The organism is Streptomyces sp. NPDC051315 (assembly GCF_044455165.1).
In the GTDB taxonomy this organism is placed as follows: domain Bacteria; phylum Actinomycetota; class Actinomycetes; order Streptomycetales; family Streptomycetaceae; genus Streptomyces.
Map to the genome: position 1 here is coordinate 463,265 of NZ_JBITEN010000004.1, position 18,130 is coordinate 481,394.

At 73.9% G+C, this 18,130-nt stretch carries 15 protein-coding genes, 1 tRNA gene and 1 riboswitch; of the genes, 13 read left to right on the plus strand and 3 right to left on the minus strand.

Features of this window, described 5'->3' with window-relative positions:
- Positions 1–41: 41 nt before the first annotated feature.
- From ACIBBD_RS11290 to ACIBBD_RS11330, 9 genes are all read left to right on the plus strand, one after another.
- Positions 42–118: transfer RNA gene (locus ACIBBD_RS11290), tRNA-Pro, on the plus strand.
- Between the two features lie 443 nt (positions 119–561).
- The gene (locus ACIBBD_RS11295) at positions 562–684 is read left to right on the plus strand and encodes a putative leader peptide (RefSeq protein WP_399419066.1); all 123 of its coding nucleotides are present in this window, start codon (positions 562–564) and stop codon (positions 682–684) included.
- Positions 685–823: 139 nt separating this feature from the next.
- Complete coding sequence (locus ACIBBD_RS11300; RefSeq protein ID WP_399419067.1) at positions 824–1,720, plus strand: glutathione S-transferase C-terminal domain-containing protein; 897 nt, start codon at positions 824–826, stop codon at positions 1,718–1,720.
- A 67-nt stretch (positions 1,721–1,787) separates the two neighbouring features.
- Positions 1,788–1,896: riboswitch (SAM riboswitch) on the plus strand.
- A gap of 391 nt (positions 1,897–2,287) precedes the next feature.
- A complete protein-coding gene (locus ACIBBD_RS11305) occupies positions 2,288–3,265 on the plus strand; it encodes an amino acid ABC transporter permease (protein ID WP_399419068.1) in 978 nt (325 codons plus the stop codon).
- Positions 3,262–4,041: an amino acid ABC transporter ATP-binding protein gene (locus ACIBBD_RS11310; protein ID WP_399419069.1), complete on the plus strand. Its 780-nt coding sequence runs from the start codon at positions 3,262–3,264 to the stop codon at positions 4,039–4,041. The genes ACIBBD_RS11305 and ACIBBD_RS11310 overlap by 4 nt, the downstream gene beginning before the upstream one ends.
- Positions 4,042–4,158: 117 nt before the next feature.
- The gene (locus ACIBBD_RS11315) at positions 4,159–5,184 is read left to right on the plus strand and encodes an ABC transporter substrate-binding protein (RefSeq protein WP_399419070.1); all 1,026 of its coding nucleotides are present in this window, start codon (positions 4,159–4,161) and stop codon (positions 5,182–5,184) included.
- A 170-nt stretch (positions 5,185–5,354) separates the two neighbouring features.
- Positions 5,355–5,501, plus strand: coding sequence for a putative leader peptide (locus tag ACIBBD_RS11320; RefSeq protein ID WP_399419071.1), 147 nt, complete (start codon positions 5,355–5,357; stop codon positions 5,499–5,501).
- 72 nt (positions 5,502–5,573) lie between these two features.
- Positions 5,574–6,776, plus strand: coding sequence for an LLM class flavin-dependent oxidoreductase (locus ACIBBD_RS11325; protein WP_399419072.1), 1,203 nt, complete (start codon positions 5,574–5,576; stop codon positions 6,774–6,776).
- A 19-nt stretch (positions 6,777–6,795) separates the two neighbouring features.
- A complete protein-coding gene (locus ACIBBD_RS11330) occupies positions 6,796–8,172 on the plus strand; it encodes an NtaA/DmoA family FMN-dependent monooxygenase (RefSeq protein ID WP_399419073.1) in 1,377 nt (458 codons plus the stop codon).
- Between the two features lie 179 nt (positions 8,173–8,351).
- On the opposite strand, the gene ACIBBD_RS11335 is transcribed toward ACIBBD_RS11330, so the two are convergent.
- Positions 8,352–9,437 carry a M12 family metallopeptidase gene (locus tag ACIBBD_RS11335; RefSeq protein ID WP_399419074.1) on the minus strand — a complete coding sequence of 362 codons (1,086 nt, stop codon included), beginning with the start codon at positions 9,435–9,437 and terminating at the stop codon, positions 8,352–8,354.
- A gap of 282 nt (positions 9,438–9,719) precedes the next feature.
- On the opposite strand from ACIBBD_RS11335, the gene ACIBBD_RS11340 reads away from it, so the two are divergent.
- Positions 9,720–11,519 (plus strand): LuxR C-terminal-related transcriptional regulator, encoded by a 1,800-nt coding sequence (locus ACIBBD_RS11340; RefSeq protein WP_399419075.1) that lies wholly within the window; start codon positions 9,720–9,722, stop codon positions 11,517–11,519.
- Between the two features lie 203 nt (positions 11,520–11,722).
- On the opposite strand, the gene ACIBBD_RS11345 is transcribed toward ACIBBD_RS11340, so the two are convergent.
- Positions 11,723–14,287 carry a CHAT domain-containing protein gene (locus ACIBBD_RS11345; protein ID WP_399419112.1) on the minus strand — a complete coding sequence of 855 codons (2,565 nt, stop codon included), beginning with the start codon at positions 14,285–14,287 and terminating at the stop codon, positions 11,723–11,725.
- Between the two features lie 261 nt (positions 14,288–14,548).
- On the opposite strand from ACIBBD_RS11345, the gene ACIBBD_RS11350 reads away from it, so the two are divergent.
- The 3 genes from ACIBBD_RS11350 to ACIBBD_RS11360 are packed head-to-tail and all read left to right on the plus strand — an operon-like array spanning position 14,549 to position 17,167.
- Positions 14,549–15,979 carry a S8/S53 family peptidase gene (locus ACIBBD_RS11350; protein WP_399419076.1) on the plus strand — a complete coding sequence of 477 codons (1,431 nt, stop codon included), beginning with the start codon at positions 14,549–14,551 and terminating at the stop codon, positions 15,977–15,979.
- 7 nt (positions 15,980–15,986) lie between these two features.
- A complete protein-coding gene (locus tag ACIBBD_RS11355) occupies positions 15,987–16,625 on the plus strand; it encodes an RNA polymerase sigma factor (protein WP_399419077.1) in 639 nt (212 codons plus the stop codon).
- A gap of 5 nt (positions 16,626–16,630) precedes the next feature.
- A complete protein-coding gene (locus ACIBBD_RS11360) occupies positions 16,631–17,167 on the plus strand; it encodes a hypothetical protein (RefSeq protein ID WP_399419078.1) in 537 nt (178 codons plus the stop codon).
- Between the two features lie 21 nt (positions 17,168–17,188).
- On the opposite strand, the gene ACIBBD_RS11365 is transcribed toward ACIBBD_RS11360, so the two are convergent.
- The gene (locus ACIBBD_RS11365) at positions 17,189–17,986 is read right to left on the minus strand and encodes an N-formylglutamate amidohydrolase (protein WP_399419079.1); all 798 of its coding nucleotides are present in this window, start codon (positions 17,984–17,986) and stop codon (positions 17,189–17,191) included.
- Between the last annotated feature and the right edge of the window lie 144 nt (positions 17,987–18,130).

Here is an 18,130-nt window from a genome sequence, read left to right on the forward strand (position 1 = left end):
TTACCTGCGCGTTCCCACGGTTCACCCGGCGCGGAGCGCGGCGGGACGTGGCGCAGCTTGGTAGCGCACTTGACTGGGGGTCAAGGGGTCGCAGGTTCAAATCCTGTCGTCCCGACCAGCTTCACGCGGTCGGAGGCCGCCTTCTCGAACGAGGAGGCGGCCTTGTTCGTACCGGTCGCGCGACCTTCGGCGCCGAGCGGGAGTCTGAGCGCGGGCGGCACCGAGGACGGAGGCGGTGAAGCCGACTCCGGTGTGGCGGCCGGCAGTTCGGCGGGCCCGCCGTCCCTCTGCACCTCGGCGGCCCCGAGCCGACCGGCGCCGACGAGTTCGGGGCGAGCGGGAAGCCCCGCACGTGAGACGAGGCGGCGCCTGCGGACGCCGCCGCCTGCGGGCCCACGCAAGGTCCTCGGGCGGTTCCGCCGTCTTCGGGTCCGCCCCCGAGGACCTCGCCCGGGCCGGCCAGGACATCTCCCCGCGCTCCACTCCGTGGACGCCCCCTTGACGGCGCCCGGTGGCCGATCGACACTCGGAGCGGGAATCCTAGTGAACAGGTAGGGAAACATGGGGCGCCTTGAGCCGGTCACCAGCCGAGCGAGCCGCACGGCGTGGTCGTCGCCCCTTCTCACCTCCCGCCGTCACATCGATCTGCTGCGCGTCTGCAGCGCGATCGACGTCCAGGGCTGAACCGGCCCGTTCCCGCGCCGAGCCGCACCGAAGGTGCCCCGCGCACCGTCCCTTCCGGCGCGCGGACCAGGGCCGCGCCCTCCCGTCAGACGCCGCATCCGCCGCGCGTCCCTCCGCGCGACCGCCCCCGGGGAGAGTCATGTCCGCCACACCGCCGGCCACCCACCCGTCCGTCCGTTCCGCCCCCGCCTTCCGCGGCCGCATCGGCCGTGACGCGCGCAGCGGCCACTACGCCGTCCCGCGCCGCTACCGCCTCCACCTGTCACCCGCCGACCCCGACGGCCTGCGCATCGCCGTCACCCACACGCTGCTCGGCCTGGACCGGGCCTGTCCGGTGACCTTCCTGCCCGCCGTCCCCGACTGTCCCGACGGCGGCCACTCGGCGCTGCGCCCGCTCTACGACGCCAGCGCCCACCGCTACACCGGCCCCGCCCTCGCGCCGGTGCTCAGCGACGACTGGTCGGGGCGCATCGTCTCCACCCACGGCCCCGACATCGCCCGGGACCTCGCCCGCCGTTTCGGCGGCGGCCGGATCGCGCTCCACCCGCGCGGCGCCGAGTCGGAGATCGAGGCCGTCGAGCGGATGTGCGCGCAGGGCATCGAGGAGGCCGCGCAGCGCGCCGGGGCGGCCGGGGCCGGGGAGGCGGAGCGCACCGCCGCCCTCGACGCCCTGCTCGCCACGCTCGGCGTGCTGGAGCGGGGACTCGCGGTCCAGCCGTACCTGATCGGCGGTCAGCTCACCGCCGCCGACGTGGAGTTGTGGGTGACGCTCGTCCAGCTCGACACCGTGCACCGGCACCACCTCGACGCCGCCGCCGTGCACCGCGTCGCCGGTCATCCGGCCCTGTGGGCCTACGCCCGCCGCCTGGCCGGGCACCCGGCCTTCGGCGGCCACCTCGACCTCGACGGCATCAACCGCCGCCACCACGCCCGCTGTCAGGGCCTGGAGGCCGCCGGGGCCGCCGTCCAGATCCTGGACTGGGAGGCCCACGCGACCCCCGGCACGGGCACGCGACCGCAGGTCAACCGGCCCTGACCCGGTCCACGCACTGGACGCACGTTGACATCCGTTCGGGTGAATGGCTTAACTTACGGCCCAGAACGGTCATGAGCGTCAGCGACAAGCCCTGGCTTGCTGACCGGCAACCCTCGCACCGCGGTGGGGTGCCCCAGGTGACGACCGGACCGGATGACGTTCGGTAAGCGCGAGGGCCCCACCGGGGCCGGACAGTGACGGTGACGGACATGTACGCAGCTCTCAGGACGGCGCCCCGCCGCCCCCGGGGCCGCGTACGCCCGTCACACGATCCGCTCGTCGCCGACCGCGCCGTCGATCTGCTCCGCGTGAACAGCGCACTGTGTACCGCACCGGGCCGTGCCCGCTGTCGGGGCTGAACCCCTCACACCCTTCGCCCCGCATCCGCGTTCCTGACGAACACCGCCCGAGCGGTGTGCCGTTGTCCGCCCCACCCCGGTTTCCGTACGCATCCGTGCGCCCCGCCGGCGCCGTGCGCCGCAGAGCGGTCCCCACCCCTCTGCCGCCGCACCGCCGCCGCCCGCGGCCGCCGTGACCCGGGGTGTCCGACTCCCGCCGGAGCCCCTCATGAGTGAACCCCCAGGCGCCGTGTCCCTCGCCGAGGCACCCGCCGCCGACACCCCGCCGACGAGGCTCACCGCACAGCGGGTTCAGCCGCTGCGCCGGCCCGGCCGCTGGATCGCCACCGCCGTCGTGCTGGTCCTGGTCGCCCAGTTCGTCCACGGCCTGGTGGCGAACCCCTTCTACCAGTGGGACCGCTTCGGCTACTGGTTCCTTCGGCCGACGATCCTCGACGGACTGCTCATCACCCTCGAAGTCACCGTCTACAGCGCGGTGCTGGGCCTCATCGGCGGCATCCTGCTCGCCCTCGCCCGGCTGTCGAGGAGTCCGGTGCTGCGCGCGGTCAGCTGGACCTACGTCTGGGCGCTGCGCTCCATCCCGCTCATCGTCGTCCTGCTCTTCCTCTACAACTTCAGCGCCCTGTACGAGACGCTGAGCCTGGGCGTCCCCTTCGGACCCGCGTTCGTCACCTTCGACGAGTCCCGGCTCGCCACCGACATGGCGGTCGCCGTCATCGGCCTCAGCCTCAACGAGGCCGCCTACGCCGCCGAAGTGGTCCGCGGCGGCATCCTCTCCGTCGACCAGGGCCAGCACGAGGCGGCCTCCGCCCTGGGGCTGCCGAAGGGCTACCAGTTCCGCCGGATCGTCTTCCCGCAGGCCCTGCGCTCGATCACCCCCAACTACGTCAACCAGCTGATCGGCCTGGTCAAGAGCACCTCGCTGGTCTTCTACGTGTCACTGCTCGACCTGTTCGGCACCGCCCAGGCCATGGGCTCCACCTACCCCGGCGACATCGTCCCGCTGCTGCTGGTCGTCACCGTCTGGTACCTGATCCTCACCAGCCTCGTGTCCGTGATCCAGTTCTACGTCGAGCGGCACTACGCCCGGGGCGCCACGCGCTCCCTGCCGCCGACCCCGCTGCAGAAGCTGCGCACCGGCCTGCGGGACCTCAGGGAACGCGCGCGCAGGGAGGCCGCCGTATGACCAGCGCCGAGATCACCCCGGTCGCGCTCGAAGTGCACGGAGTCCACAAGTGGTACGGCGCCCACCGCGTCCTGGACGGCGTCGACCTGACCGTACGGCCCGGCGAGGTCACGGTCGTCATCGGCCCGTCGGGATCCGGCAAGTCGACGCTGCTGCGGGTCATCAACCACCTGGAGAAGCCAGAGGTCGGTTACGTCAGTGTCGGCGGCGAGCCGATCGGTGTGCAGCGGAACGGGGAGCGGCTGAAGGAGCTCAGCGAGCGCGCCATCCTCGCCCAGCGCAGCCGGATCGGCTTCGTCTTCCAGAACTTCAACCTCTTCCCGCACCTGACCGTGCTGGACAACGTGGCCGCCGCCCCGGTGGCGACCGGAAAGCTCGGCAGGGCCGAGGCCCGGGAACTGGCCCGCGAACTCCTGGACCGGGTCGGACTCGGCGACAGGACGGGCGCCTACCCGCGGCAGCTGTCCGGCGGCCAGCAGCAGCGCGTGGCGATCGCCCGGGCCCTCGCCCTGCGCCCCGGCGTCATCCTCTTCGACGAACCGACCTCCGCCCTCGACCCCGAGCTCGTCGGCGAGGTCCTCGCCGTCATCGAGGACCTGGCGACCAGCGGCACCACCCTCGTCATCGTCACCCACGAGGTGGGCTTCGCCCGGGAGATCGCCGACCGGATCGTCTTCATCGACGGCGGAAGGATCGTCGAACAGGGCCCGCCGGCCGAGATCCTCGACCACCCCCGGCACGAACGGACGCGGGACTTCCTGAGCAAGGTGCTCTGACCGGCGGCCGACGGGACCCCGGCCCCGTGCCGCCCCTCCGCCTCCCCACCACTTCCCCCCACCGCTTTCCCTCACCCCTTCACCCCCCTCTCATCGCCTCTCACGACAAGGACGGCCATGCCTGCCCACTTCTCCCGACGCAGCCTGATACGCGGCATCACCGCGGCGACCGCCGTCGCCACCCTCGCCACCGGGCTCGCCGCCTGCGGTGGCGAGAGCGACGCCGCCACCACCACCGACAACGCCGCCTCCGGGAGCGTGACCGTCGCCCGGCTGTCCAACGGCGCCGGCAAGGAGACCACCCTCAAGGTCTCCGAGGTGAAGTCAATCAGCGCCCGTCTGCCCGAGTCCGTCCGCAAGAGCGGCACGCTGAGGATCGGCGTCGGCGCCCTGCCCGCCGGCTTCGCGCCGCTCGCCTTCGTGGGCAGCGACCAGAAGACCCTCACCGGCGCCGAACCGGACCTCGCCCGACTCGTGGCCGCGGTCCTGGGCCTGAAGCCCGAGGTGAAGAACTCCACCTGGGAGAACCTCTTCGTCGGCATCGACAGCGGCAAGGTCGACGTCGGCTTCTCGAACATCACCGACACCGAGGAGCGCAAGCAGAAGTACGAGTTCGCGTCCTACCGGCAGGACAACCTCGGCTGGGAGGTGCAGAAGGACAGCAAGTGGAACTTCGACGGGAACTACGAGAACCTCGCCGGCCTGACCGTCTCCGTCAGCAACGGAACCAACCAGGAGAAGATCCTCCTGGAGTGGAAGAAGAAGCTGGAGAGCGAGGGCAAGAAGCTCACCGTCAAGTACTTCCAGGACCGCAACAGCACCTACCTGGCGCTGAACAGCGGCAAGATCGACGCCTACTTCGGTCCCAACCCCGGCATCGCCTACAACATCGCCAAGACCGCGGGCACCCCGCAGGCCACCCGCAGCGCGGGCACCTACTCCGGCGCCGGTGAGACGCTCCAGGGCCTGATCGCCGCCACCGCCAAGAAGGACAGCGGACTCGCCGAGCCGATCGCCGCGGCCATCAACCACCTGATCGAGAACGGCACCTACGCCAAGTGGCTCGCCGCCTGGAACCTCTCCAACGAGGCCGTCACCACCTCGGAGATCAACCCGCCCGGGCTGCCGCTGGACAACTCCTGACCCCTCGTCACCATCGCCCGTCCCCACACCCGTCGCGTCAGAAGGGACTCCGCCTCCGTGGCCCACCCGATCGGCCTCCGCGGAGGCGGAGCCCCGTCCGCGGCCCCACCGAACCCCCTCGACAACGCCGTCGTGCGCACACCGGGAACATCCGGCGGGACCGGGAGGTTGTGACCCATGACGAGATGTGCGAGGCGCCGTCGCGCGCCCGGAAGAGGGAGGTGACGGACGTGGCCGCCCTGTCCCACGCCGTGCACCTGCACTCCCGGCCCCACATCGACCTCCAGCGCGTGGCCGGCGCGCTCTGTTGCTCCTGACCCGTTCCTTCGCCGTGCCCCCGTCCCGGGTGTGGCCGGCTTTCTCGTACGGACCTCCAGGAAGGCACCCTCGTGTCCCCGACCTCCGCTTCACCCCTGCACCTCGCCGTCGCCCTGGACGGCACCGGCTGGCATCCCGCCTCCTGGCGCGAGCCGGTCGCCCGCCCCCGTGAACTGTTCACCGCCGGATACTGGGCCGACCTGGTCGGCGAGGCCGAGCGCGGCCTGCTCGACTTCGTCACGATCGAGGACGGCCTCGGCCCGCAGTCCTCCCACTTCCTGGACCCGGACGACCGCACCGACCAGGTCCGCGGCCGGCTGGACGCCGTTCTGATCGCCTCCCGCGTTGCCCCGCTGACCCGCCACATAGGCCTGGTCCCGACGGTGGTGGCCACCCACACGGAGCCGTTCCACATCTCCAAGGCGATCGCCACCCTCGACTACGTCAGCACCGGCCGTGCGGGCCTGCGCGTCCAGGTCTCCGCCCGCCCGGCCGAGGCCGCCCACTTCGGCCGCCGCACCATCCCCCGCATCACGGCCTACGACGACCCGGCCACCCGGGACGTGGTGGCCGGCCTCTTCGACGAGGCCGCCGACTACGTGGACGTCGTACGCCGCCTCTGGGACAGCTGGGAGGACGACGCCGAGATCCGGGACGTGGCCACCGGCCGGTTCATCGACCGCGACAAGCTCCACTACATCGACTTCGAGGGCCCCCACTTCAGCGTCAAGGGCCCCTCCATCACCCCGCGCCCGCCCCAGGGTCAGCCCCTGGTCACCGCCCTCGCCCACGCCACCGTCCCCTACCGCCTGGTGGCGCGCGCCGCCGACGTCGGGTACGTCACCCCGCACGACACCGACCAGGCCCGGGCGGTCGTCGCCGAGATCCGCGCCGAGCAGGAGGCCGCCGGCCGCGCCGCCGAACCGCTGCACGTCTTCGCCGACCTGGTCGTCCTCCTCGCCGACGACCCCGCCGAGGCCGCCGCCCGCCGCGACCGGCTCGACACCCTCGCCGGCGAGGAGTACACCAGCGACGCCCGCGTCTTCACCGGCACCCCCGCCCAACTCGCCGACCTGCTCCAGGAGTGGCAGACGGCCGGACTGACCGGGTTCCGGCTGCGCCCCGCCGTCGCCGGCCACGACCTGCCGGCCATCACCCGGGGCCTCGTTCCCGAACTCCAGCGCCGCGCCGCCTTCCGCCGCGCCTACGAGGCCGACACCCTGCGCGGGCTCCTCGGCCTGGCCCGCCCCGCCAACCGCTACGCCGCCGCCTGAGCCGAGGGGAACCACGACCATGAGCAAGCCGCTGAAGCAGATCCACCTGGCCGCCCACTTCCCCGGCGTCAACAACACCACCGTGTGGAGCGACCCGAAGGCCGGCAGCCACATCGAGTTCAGCTCCTTCGTCCACTTCGCGCGCACCGCCGAACGCGCCAAGTTCGACTTCCTCTTCCTCGCCGAGGGGCTCAGGCTCCGCGAACAGGGCGGCAAGATCTACGACCTGGACGTCGTCGGCCGCCCCGACACCTTCACCGTGCTGGCCGCGCTCGCCGCCGTCACCGACCACCTCGGACTGACCGGCACCATCAACTCCACCTTCAACGAGCCCTACGAGGTGGCCCGCCAGTTCGCCAGCCTCGACCACCTCTCCGGCGGCCGCTCCGCGTGGAACGTCGTCACCTCCTGGGACGCCTTCACCGGCGAGAACTTCCGCCGGGGCGGCTTCCTCCCCCAGGAGGAGCGCTACTCCCGCGCCCAGGAGTTCCTCGCCACGGCGCGCGAGCTCTTCGACTCCTGGCGGGGCGACGAGATCGTCGCCGATCAGGCCACCGGCACCTTCCTCAGCGACGCCAAGGCGGGCGCCTTCGTGCACGAGGGCCGGCACTTCGACATCCACGGCCGGTTCAACGTCCCCCGCAGCCCCCAGGGCCGCCCGGTGATCTTCCAGGCCGGCGACTCCGACGAGGGCCGTGAGTTCGCCGCCTCCGGCGCCGACGCGATCTTCAGCCGGTACGCCGCCCTGGACACCGGCCAGGCCTTCTACACCGACGTGAAGTCCCGCCTCGCCCGGTACGGCCGCCGCCCCGACCAGTTGCTCATCCTGCCCGCCGCCAGCTTCGTCCTCGGCGACACCGACGCCGAGGCCGAGGAGATCGCCAAGGAGGTCCGCCGCCGGCAGGTCAGCGGCGCCACCGCCCTCAAGCACCTGGAGTTCGTCTGGAACCGGGACCTGTCCGCCTACGACCCGGACGGCCCCCTCCCCGACATCGACCCCGACCCGGGCGAGCACCACATCGCCCGCGGCCGGGCCCAGGTCCGCATGTACCGCGACCCGCTGGCCACGGCCCGCGCATGGCGCGAGCTGGCCGAGGCCAACAACTGGTCCATCCGCGACCTGGTCATCGAGACCGGCAACCGGCAGAACTTCGTCGGCTCCCCGGCCACCGTCGCGCGGACCATCAACGAGTACGTGCAGGCCGACGCCGCCGACGGCTTCATCCTCGTCCCCCACATCACCCCGGGCGGCCTCGACGAGTTCGCCGACAAGGTCGTCCCCCTCCTCCAGGAACAGGGCGTCTTCCGCGCCGACTACGAGGGCACGACCCTGCGCGACCACCTCGGCCTGGCCCACCCGGACGCGACGGGCGGCATCGGGCGGGCGGCGTCGTAACCCCTCGCCGTCAAGTGACCGGCGGGCGCGGGACCGGCTCGCGCCCGAGCGGGCGTTCCCGCCGGGCACGCGCGGTGCGGCCGGGGACGTCACCCTCCCCCGAGTGATGACGTCCCCGGCCTTTCCCCCGGCGCCGGACTGCGGTCTGTGCGCCCGCGCGGCGCTTCCCCCCGGGGCCGTCACCAGCACATGACGGCCGTCTCACCCGACCCCCAGCCGGAGTACAGGCGGACGCGGACGAAGTAGCGGCGGCCCCTCACGAGCCGGGCCGTGATCGTGGCGTTGTGCGGGGTTCCCCCGTCGTCCCGCCCCGCGAGGAAGCGGGGTTCCCCGTCCCGCTCCTCGAAGACCACGACGACCGCGTCGCTCGCGCCGAAGGTGCCGACGGTGTACTCGCGGGTCTCCCGCGGTTCGACGGTGAAGTCGGCCTGCTCGCCGGACCCCAGGGACAGCGGCACCGAACGGAAGGGGACCAGCCCGGGCGGCCGCGCCGCGTCGAGCGGCGGGTACCAGCGCAGCGCGAACTCCTTGTCCAGCGGCGACAGTCCGCCGGGCGGGTGCACGCCCCCGCGGAACTGCTCGGGCTCCAGGATCAGCCCCGCCGCGAACGGGTACTCCATCACGGACTGCGGATCCCACACCGAGCCGTTGACCTCGGCGGGGTCCAGCTTGCGCAGGACGTTGAAGAAGGTGCGGTCCCGGCTCCAGAAGTTCGGCGGGCCCGCCAGGTCGGCGTACACGGCCTCGTCGTCCCAGTGGATGCCGGCGAACGGGCTCTGGTGCTCGTGCTGCATGCCGAGCGCGTGCCCGATCTCGTGCAGGGCCGTCGCGCGCTCCCCGGGCGCGGTCAGGTCCCAGCCGAAGTTCATGGTGCGCTCGTTGAGGCCCGCCCGCAGCGCGTCCCGGCCCACCGCCGACCAGGAGCCGTCGCCCCGCTGGAAGCCGATGCGCAGCTCGGCCTCCGAGCGGTCGCCGACCTCGGTGAACGTGACCCCGATACCGAGGTCCTGCCACGCGCGGAAGCCGTCGCGCACCACGTCCCGCTGGTCCTCGCCGCCGACCCAGGACACCCACCGGGTGCCCGCGGAGGCCGGGGGCGCGATGACCGACCCGTCGTTCTCGCCGTCGAAGAAGCAGTAGTGCAGAACGGTGCCGTTGACCCACATCCGGTGTCCGCTCATGAGCGCGCCGAGCCGCTCGGCGGCCAGCCCCGGGGCGAACGCGGGGGCCGACTGCTGCGCGAGCGAGCAGTAGCGGGCGGTCATGGGCTCCAGACTGCCGTGCGGGACCGCCCCGCGACCTGAGTCGGGAGCTACTCAAGTCGCCCTGTATCAGGAGTGAGTAGGCCGACTCCTGTTGATGTGACGACTTCTGTACGCGACGCCCTGACCCCTCGGCCGCCCCGCTCACGGCCCGTACGGCAGCCTGTGCCGGAAGCCGTGCGGCGGCCCGCGCCGGACGCTGTACGCCACCCTGCGCAGGAAGCCGTGCGGCAGCCTGTGCCACGGCCCGCGCCGGAAGCCGTGCGACCTCCCGTGCCCCAGTCCGTGCCGTATCCCCTGTCGTCGCCGCTGTCGGTGCCCTGGCCGTTCACCGGCCGGGAGGAGGAACTGGAGCTGGTCCGCCGTTCGCTGGCGGCCGGCCGGCCCGGCATCGTGGTGACGGGACCGGCGGGCTGCGGCCGCACCCGCCTGGCCACGGAGGCGGTCCGTGGCACGGACCGCGTGAGGGTGGCCGGCACCCCCGAGACCCGGAACACCCCCTTCGCCGCGTTCGCCCCTCTGCTTCCCGAGGACGTCACCCTGCACCGCGCGGTCCGGCTCCTCGCCGGGGTACGCCTGTTGCTGGTCGACGACGCCCAGCTGCTGGACGACACCTCCGCCGCCCTGCTCCACCAGCTGGCCGTCCAGGGCCGCACCCGCCTGCTGGTGCTGGTCACGGACGACGTACCGGCGCCCGGCGCCGTGACCCGCCTCCGGACGGGCGAACTGCTTCCTCGCCTGCCGCTGGAACCCCTGCCCCGCGAGGAGACGGCCCACCTGCTGACGGCCGCCGCCGGCGTTCCCCTCGAGGCGCTGACCCTCGACCGTCTGCACCGCCTGTCCGGAGGCGACCTGCGCCTCCTGCGCGATCTGCTGGACGCACTGCGCGAGCAGGACCTGCTCACCCGGGTACCGGACGGCGACGAGTGGAGGTGGCGCGGCCCGGTCCCGCCGACCCCCGCCCTGCGCGAACGTGCCGCCCCCGTCCTGGCCCGCACCGCCCCCGACGAACGCGAGATCCTCGACCGCCTCGCCTTCGCCGAGCCCCTGCCGCTCCCCGTCGGCACCCTCGACCTGCGCATCCTCGAACGCCTGGAGGCGGACGGCCTGATCCACGCCGTCGACGACGCCACCGTCCGCCTCGCCCACCCGCTGCACGGCCCGATGCTGCGCGCGGCGGCGGGCCGGCTGCGGGCCCGGCGCCTGACCGGCATCCGGGCGCCGTACGCACCGGCCCTCGTCGCGGAGTCGACCGAGCTGGCCGACCGCATCGCACGCCAGGACGTCCGCGCGACGCCCACACCGGTGGGGGAGTGGCTGGTGGCGGAGGGGAAACCGGTGCCACCGGCCTACGCGGCCGTCCGCGCCCGGTTCTCCCGGCTGCGGGGAGAACTGCGCGAGGCGGCGGCCTGGGCGCGGGAGGGTCTGGCCTCCGCCCCGGACCACGCCGCCTGCCGCCGCGAACGCGCCCTGTCCGCCGCCCAGTCGGGCGAGGCGGGCGGCGACCCCGACCGGCACACCGCGAACACCGCGAACACCGCCCAGGGTCCGTACGCGACCCAGGATCCGTACGCCGCCCACGACCCGTACGCCGCCTACGACGCCGTACGCCTCGGCGTCCCGGAGCGGGCCGCGGGCCTCCTCCCGCCCGACGGCGTCCTCGCCCGCCACGCCGAAGCGCTCGCGCGGGGCGACGGACCCGCCCTCGACCGGGTCGCCGAAGAGCTGGCGGACCGTGGCTTCCTGCTGTTCGCGGCGGAGGCGCACGCCCAGGCCGTACGAGCCCACCGCGACCCCCGCGCGGCCCGCACCGCCCGTACCCGCGCGGTCGCCCTGGCCCGCCGCTGCCAGGGCGCCCGCACCCCGGCCCTGTCCGGGCTCGTCCTGGGCGAACTCACCGCCCGCCAGCGGCAGATCGTCACCCTGGCCGCGGCCGGACTGAGCAACCGTCAGATCGCCGAGCGCCTCACCCTCTCCGTCCGCACCGTCGGCAACCACCTCTACAGCGCCTACACCCGCCTCGGCGCGAGCGACCGGGGAGCCCTGCCGTGGCTGGTGGAGCTGCCCGAGCCACAGCCGGCCTGACCGGGAGCCGGCGCTCCGCGGAGCCGGGCGTGGGGGACGTGCGCCACCGCCCGAACGCCGTGAACTCCACCTGGTGGGGCGCGCGCCGCCGCCCGAGGCCCTGAACTTAACCGGGTGGGGTGCGCGCCGCCCGAACGCCGTGCGGGGCGCCGGGGGAGACGATCACGTCGGCCGCATGCCGCGGAGCCCGCCGGGAAGGGCGTTCACGCCGCTCCGAACGCCGTGAACGCCCATCCCGTCGCCTGGTGCACCGCGTCCCCCGGCAGCGCCGCCCGCGCGTCGCGCAGTGCCTCCGCCAGGGACAGGCCGCTGCTCAGGCCCTTGTGCAGGGCGAGCATCAGCGCGACCACCGCCTCGTCGTTCACCGGCGCGCTGCTCGCCACCACGCCCGCCGTGCCCAGCGGCAGCAAGGCCGTGACCAGGCCGAGGAGTTCGTCGGCGCCGACCGAGGCGAGGCGGGCGGTGTCGCAGCTGGAGAGGATGATCCGGTACGGGCTGCGGTCGAGGCGTTCGAAGTCGTGGACGATCAACGGGCCGTCGGCCATCCGCAGGGACGAGAACATCGGGCTGTCGGCCCGGAAGGTGCCGTGCGCGGCGATGTGGGCGAGGGCGGCACCGTCCAGCTCCTCCAGCACGCGGGGCACGCGCGCGTCCTCCTGCTCCAGCACCGTCGGCCTGCCGTACCGCCCGGCGACCTCCGGCACCTCCGCCCCGCCGGTCGCCAGACCCGGCCCCCGCACCAGGACGTGCCGTCCGCCCGGCGGCGGCTCGGTCTCCCGGGCGCGCAGCCAGCTGCTCGCCGACGGCGACACGCACAGCACCCGCTCCCGCAGCGAGGGCAGCAGGGCCCACGGCACGCGGTGCAGCCGGGCCGGCGGCACCACCACGACCGGCCCCCGGCCCAGCTGCCCGGCCGCCTCGCCCAGCAGCAGCTCTTCCAGCCGCCGCCCCGCCGCCTCCACCACCGGCAGCCGGCCGTCCGCGCCGGGGTGGGCGAGCCGCCGCAGCCCCGCCTGGACGTGCTCGGCCTCCCGCTCCGCCTCGGCGATCAGCCCGCCCGCGAACCGCCGTACCCGTCCGCCTCCGCACAACAGGACCTGCACCCGCCCGTCCAGCACGGCCAGTTCGACCAGCCGTCCCTCGCCGAGCCGCTCCAGCAGCCGGCCGACGTCGAACCGGTGGCCGTCGCCGGGAGCGTCCCCGCGGATGTGCAGGGTGCGGGAGCGGATCTCCCGCTCCAGACGGCGCTGCTCCCGCTCCAGGGTCGGTACCGGACGGCCGTCCATCCGCGCGCTCTCCGCGCGGGCCGCGATCTCGCGGAACGCCGTCAGTCCGCTCAGCAGCGCCGGATCGGCCGGCGGCCGGGTGGGCGGCGCCGACAGCACCGTGGCCCGCCACCGTTCGCTCCACACCAGCAGCTGCCGTGGCCCGCCCCGCTCCAGGCTCACCTGCTGGGCGAGCGCGGCGAGTTCGGCGCCCTGCGCGGTGGCCCGGGCCCGCAGCTCCGAGGCACCCAGCGTCGTGCGGTGGTCGTCCAGCACGTCCAGGCCGCGCCGACAGGCTTCCAGGACGCCCCGCCCGGACCCGGTCGCCCGCGCCCACAGCGCCTGTGCCGCCCAGCCCGTCATCCGCGCCAGCGGCGGCCCGCTGCGCCGGCTGCGGGCGGCGACCGCCAGATACCGTTCGGCGTCGGCCGTCCAGTTCAGCTCCAGCGCGATCCGGCCCGCCAGCAGCCACGCCTCCGGCGCGGCGGGCGCCCCGAACCCGGACAGCCGCTCCGCCACCCGGACCGCGTCCGCCACCAGCCGTCCCGACCCGCGTCCGGTGGCGACCCGCGCCTCGATCAGCACCAGCTGGGCGTGCGCCTCCCACCAGGTGCGCCGCTGCCCCGCGAAGAGCCGTACCGCCAGCGCGGCGCGCGCCGTCGCCGTCCCCGGATCGCCCGCCAGCCGGGCCGCCCGCGCCGCCGCCAGCAGCAGCTCCGCCTTGCGGGTGGACTGCCCGCCGATGCCGTCCAGGACCGCTATCGCCGCGTCCGCCTCGGCCAGCGCCTCCGGCGCGAGACCGGCGGCCATCAGGACCTCGCAGCGCCGGATGTCGAGCATGAACGTGGGCGTGCCGAGCTTGGCGTACCGCTCCTCGGCCTCGTCCAGCAGCCGCAGCGCCGCCGGGACGTCCCCCGACCGGAACGCGGCCAGGCCCCGGCTCTCCACCGCGTCGGCCTTGTCGTGCTCCTGGCCGGTGGTGTCCCAGAGCGCCTCGGCCGCCGTGAAGTCCGCGTCGGCCTGCTTGATCGCCCCGAGGGCCAGGTGCACGGTGGCGCGCAGGGTGAGGGCACGCGCCGTCCAGATGACGTCGTCCGCCTGCCGCAGGACGGGGATCGCCCGGCGCACGTCCTCGAGCGCCTCGCGATGGTGGCCGAGGACCCACCAGGAGTAGGCCCGCCGGTACAGCACGCGCGCGCGGGTGTGCCCGGTTCCGCGCCCGACGCCCCGCTCGAACGCGGCGAGTCCCTGCCGGGTGCGGCCCGCGTGCACCAGCGCCACTCCGAGCGTGGCCAGCACGTCCGCCTCCCGTTCGGCGGAGTCCGCGCGGGCCGCGAGTTCACGGGCGCGCCGCAGGTGGTCCAGGGCGAGGCGCATGTCGCCCCAGTCCCGCTGCCAGATACCGATCACCTGGTGGGCGACGGAGGCGTGCAACGGTGTCGGATCGGTGTCGAGCACTCCCTCCGCCCGCGCCAACGCGTCGTTGGGGGCGGCGAACACCATCGGCAGCAGTTCGAGAACCGTGTCGTTTCCCGCTGTCACTCCACGGATGGTAGTGGGCCCGCTCGTATGTCACACGGGGTTGGCGGCGTATCAGGTCCAGTCAATGGGACATCGCGTCCATACCGTCGGCGCGCAGGTAGGGCGCATACGGACGGCGCGCGACCGCAACCGCACCACCCTGCCCTGTCGTCGCACCACCTGTATCAGACGACGGCCTCGCCGCTCTGACTGACGACCACCGGTCTCAGGGGAGGACACGCCATGGCACCACAGCGATTCCACGAGCAGTTCCACCAGATCCAACGCGCCCTGCCGGACGTCCCGCTGGCGATGGGCCCCGACGACTCCGCCGAGTTCATCTACGAGAAGGGCGTCGTCCTCGCCCGCGACGGCGAGGAGGCCCAGGTGGTCGAGGACGCCGTCCGCACGCACTTCACCGAGGCACCCGACCTGGTCCCCGACCAGGTGCGCCGGGCCGGCCCGCAGGCCAACCGCTCGGGCATCACCCGCATCCGGGTCGCCGACCCCGGCGAGGGAGCGCCCGGCGCCGACCGCGCCGTCGCCGGCGCCCTGCGCGCCCTTCGGGGAGCCGAGAACCGCACGGGCCGCCGGCTCGTCAGCCGCAACCACGTGGTGTCCATCGCCGTCAACGCCTGCCCCGGCGACGAACCGGTCCCCGCCTCCGAACCTCCCAACCCGGCCCCGGCCCAGGCGGACCACGACCCGGAGGGGGCCGTCGGCGTCCTCGTCGTCGACACCGGCCTGATGCACGACTACCGCTCGTACCCGCTGCTCGCCCACACCGAGGGTGACGCACAGCTGCGGGAGACGGACGAGCACGGCATCCTCCAGCAGTACGTCGGCCACGGCACGTTCATCGCCGGACTCGTCGCCGCCGTCGCCCCCAACACCGACATCACCGTGCGGGGCACGCTCAACGACGCCGGCGCGATCCTGGAGTACGACTTCGGCGACCGGCTCTTCGAGGCCGTCGAGCAGGACGGCTGGCCCGACATCATCAGCCTCTCCGCCGGCACCTCCAACGGCCGCGTCGACGGCCTGCTCGGCGTGGCCGCCTTCATGGAGGAACTGCGCACTCGCCACACCCTGTTGGTCGCGGCCGCCGGCAACAACGCCAGCGCCACGCCGTTCTGGCCCGCGGCCTACGCCGCCCGGCCGGAGTACGCCGACGCCGTCCTGTCGGTCGGAGCGCTGCGCGGCGACGGCGAGTTCGGCGCCTGCTTCAGCAACCACGGCCCGTGGGTGCGGGTCTACGCCCCCGGCGAGCGCCTCACGAGCGCCCTCACCGGCTTCGACACCCCCGTCCCGTACGTCTACCAGCACTCCACGTACGACGACTGCCGCTACGGCTTCACCTACCCCTGCACCTGCCGGTCGCCGCGCCACACCGGTGTGCTGAGCGAGCCGCGGGCGGCCGGCGCGGGCAAGCCGGACCAGGTGATGTTCGAGGGGCTCGCGTCCTGGAGCGGCACGTCGTTCGCGACGCCCGTGGTGGCGGGGATGGTCGCGGCGTACATGACGGCGCACCAGGAGACCGACCCGCGCGCGGCGGCGCGTCAACTGCTGCACGCCGGCGCGGAGTTCGCCGAGGTGCGCGGTTCCCACGTGGCCGCGCTGCACCCGCCGACCTGGCGTCCCGCCCCCGTCGCGCAGCTCGCCCCCTCGCTGTGAGGCCCGCATGAGGTCCGAAGCCGCACCCGCCACGGCGTACGATGACAGGCCGTACACGAGGGGTGGGACCGTGGACCGTAGTGAAGTCGGCGCGCTCGTCCAGTCCGCCGTCGACGGTGACACGGCGGCCTGGAAGGCGCTCGTCGAGGGGCTGAGCCCCCTGGTGTGGTCCGTCGTGCGCGCGCACCGGCTCTCCGAGGCCGACGGGCACGAGGTGTACCAGACCGTGTGGTTCCGCTTCGCTCAGAACCTCGGGCGGATCCGTGAACCGGACAAGACGGGCTCCTGGCTGGCGAGCACCGCGCGCAACGAGTGCCTGAAAGTGATCAAGAGCCTGCGCCGGCTGACCCCGACGGACGACCCTCAGCTGCTCGACCGCGTCAGTGAGGACCGTACGCCGGAGCAGTCGGTGCTGGACTCGGAGGAGGCGGCGGCGCAGAGCGAACGCGTCCGCCGTCTCTGGCAGGAGTTCGAGGCGCTCGGTGAGCGCTGCCGGCAGTTGCTGCGGGTGCTGATCTCCTCGCCGCCGCCCAGTTACCAGGAGGTGTCGGCCGCGCTGGGGATCGCGGTCGGCAGCATCGGGCCGATGCGCCAGCGATGTCTGCGCCGCCTGCGCGCCCGACTCGACGCACGGGGAGCACTGTGAACAGCATGGACGACAGTCACGACCGGCACGAGCGCCACGACGGGGACGACATCGACGGCGTCCTCGGCGACGGGGGCGAACTCGGCGACGAAGCCTTCGACGACGAGGAGTTCGACCACGGCAGCCTGGAAGAGGAGTTGCGCGAGGCCGCCGCCATCCTGGACCCGGTACCGGCCGAGCTGCGGCAGCTCGCCGTCGAGGCGTACGCGCTGCACGACCTCGACGCGAGGATCGCCGAGCTGACCTTCGACTCGCTGGTGGACGCCATCCCGGTCAGGGGAGCCGTGGACGTGCCGCGGATGCTCACCTTCCACTCCGGCGGTCTGACGGTCGACGTCGAGGTGACCGCCCAGGGACTGATGGGCCAGCTGCTGCCGCCCCAGCCGGCCTCGATCGAGGTCCTCCACGGCCCCCGGGCCGGCGCGGCGCTCACCGCGGACGACATGGGCCGCTTCACCAGCGAGGCCCCGCCCGCCGGTCCCTTCGCGCTGCGCCTGCGCACCGGCGGCGAGGTGGTCGTCACGGAGTGGCTGCGCGCCTGAGCCACCCCGCCGGAGACGGCCTCAGCCGGAGACGGCGTCGACCAGTTCCGCCAGCGCCGAGGCGAGCCGGGACACCCCGGGTCCCGCGGGCCCGCCCGGCTCGCTCATGTACGTGTCCCGCCGGATCTCCACCATCAGCGCGGACACCCGCGGCTCCCTCCCGTAGTACTCCAGCGGTACGTACGTCCCGGCGAACGGGCTGTCCAGCCCCGTCTCCCCGACCGCGGCGAACGCCTTCCGCGCGGCGGCCAGCAGTCCGGACGGGGTGTGGAAGGAGTCGGTGCCCAGGCACACCGGCGGCCGCGGGCCCCCGCCGTGCAGCTCGTACGGCAGCGGCTCGGTGGGGTAGGAGTGCACGTCGATGACGACGGCCCGCCCGACGGCCGCCAGCCGGTCGGCGACGGCGTCCGTCATGGCCCGCGCGTACGGCCGGAAGTACCGCGCGACCAGCGGCTCGGGGTCGACGTCCTCGCCCCGCAGCACCTCCCGGTGCGTGGTCCGCGTGTACACGGCTCCCATCCCGACGGCCCGCATCTCCTCCCGCTCGTCGGGGAACCGCTCCGGGTCCACGACCAGCCGCGACAGCCGGTTGACGAACCGCCACGGCGCGACCGCCGACAGCTCGGCCGCCTCCCGCGCGATCCGCTCGGTGTGCGCGTCGGTGATGTGGTCCAGCTCCCGCTCCAGCGCCCCGTCGTCCAGCACGATGCCGGCGCGTACCTGAGCCGGTATCCCGCGCGCCGAGTGCGGCACGTGCAGGATCACCGGGGAGTGGGCGGCCCCGGGCAGGAGGGAGAAGGAGGGTTGGTCAGGGGTCACAGGGGCTCCCGGGGGGTGTTCTGCGTCGTCAGGGACATGAGGGGCGCCCCGGAGGAGGCATGAGGGCCTGCTTGCGGAAGGGGCATGAGGGGTCGCCCCGAAGGGGCATGGCGTCCGCCCCCGGAAGGGACATGACGTCCTCCC

Bases quoted from the DNA above. Each gene is read 5' to 3' on its own strand.
- ACIBBD_RS11345 (WP_399419112.1), bottom strand. From the start codon at position 14,287: ATGGTGTTCGCCGCCCCCAACGACGCGTTGGCGCGGGCGGAGGGAGTG.
- ACIBBD_RS11300 (WP_399419067.1), top strand. From the start codon at position 824: ATGTCCGCCACACCGCCGGCCACCCACCCGTCCGTCCGTTCCGCCCCC.
- ACIBBD_RS11350 (WP_399419076.1), top strand. From the start codon at position 14,549: ATGGCACCACAGCGATTCCACGAGCAGTTCCACCAGATCCAACGCGCC.
- ACIBBD_RS11310 (WP_399419069.1), top strand. From the start codon at position 3,262: ATGACCAGCGCCGAGATCACCCCGGTCGCGCTCGAAGTGCACGGAGTC.
- ACIBBD_RS11355 (WP_399419077.1), top strand. From the start codon at position 15,987: ATGAGGTCCGAAGCCGCACCCGCCACGGCGTACGATGACAGGCCGTAC.
- ACIBBD_RS11305 (WP_399419068.1), top strand. From the start codon at position 2,288: ATGAGTGAACCCCCAGGCGCCGTGTCCCTCGCCGAGGCACCCGCCGCC.
- ACIBBD_RS11330 (WP_399419073.1), top strand. From the start codon at position 6,796: ATGAGCAAGCCGCTGAAGCAGATCCACCTGGCCGCCCACTTCCCCGGC.
- ACIBBD_RS11315 (WP_399419070.1), top strand. From the start codon at position 4,159: ATGCCTGCCCACTTCTCCCGACGCAGCCTGATACGCGGCATCACCGCG.
- ACIBBD_RS11335 (WP_399419074.1), bottom strand. From the start codon at position 9,437: ATGACCGCCCGCTACTGCTCGCTCGCGCAGCAGTCGGCCCCCGCGTTC.
- ACIBBD_RS11295 (WP_399419066.1), top strand. From the start codon at position 562: ATGGGGCGCCTTGAGCCGGTCACCAGCCGAGCGAGCCGCACGGCGTGG.
- ACIBBD_RS11360 (WP_399419078.1), top strand. From the start codon at position 16,631: ATGGACGACAGTCACGACCGGCACGAGCGCCACGACGGGGACGACATC.